The 611-nt window shown below is 59.7% G+C and carries 1 protein-coding gene; it reads left to right on the top strand.

Annotation, left to right across the window (positions count from 1 at the left end):
• Nucleotides 1-601 (top strand): aldehyde dehydrogenase family protein (locus tag AC1DU6_RS34710; protein ID WP_477863060.1); only part of this gene is annotated, 601 nt, incomplete at its 5' end.
• Nucleotides 602-611 lie beyond the last annotated feature (10 nt).

Below are 611 nucleotides of genomic sequence, written 5' to 3'. Positions count from 1 at the left end.
GATCTGCAGCGCAGGCACCCGTCTGTTCGTCGAAAAGAAGATCTATGACGAATTCGTCGGCAAGGTCGCCGAATTCGCCAAGAAGCTGAAGGTCGGCAACGGCGTCGATCCGAGCATCCAGCTCGGACCGCTGGTCTCCAAGGAACAGCTCGACCGCGTCACCGGCTATCTGACGACCGGTGCCGGCGAAGGCGCCAAGGCACTGTCGGGTGGCGGCCGCTTGACCGACGGCGACCTCGCCAAGGGTTTCTTCGTGCAGCCCACCGTGTTCGCCAACGTCCAGGACAACATGAAGATCGCGCAGGAAGAGATCTTCGGACCGGTCATCTCTGCAATCTCGTTCACCGACATGGACGAATTGGTGCAGCGTGCYAACAATACGACCTTCGGTCTCGGCAGCGGCGTCTGGACCAAGGATGTCAGCAAGGCGCATCGCCTCGCCAAGTCCCTGCAGGCCGGCTCTGTCTGGATCAATTGCTATCAGGCGATGGACCCCGCCGTTCCGTTCGGCGGTTACAAGATGAGTGGCTATGGCCGCGAGTCCGGCGTCCACCACATCGACGAATATCTCAACATCAAGGCAGTCTGGATCAATACATGATCCTTGGGAT

The sequence above is a fragment of the Roseateles sp. P5_B10 genome (assembly GCF_056400485.1).
The sequence above is the reverse complement of the archived record's forward strand: the minus strand, read 5'-3'. Positions and strand labels throughout refer to the sequence as shown.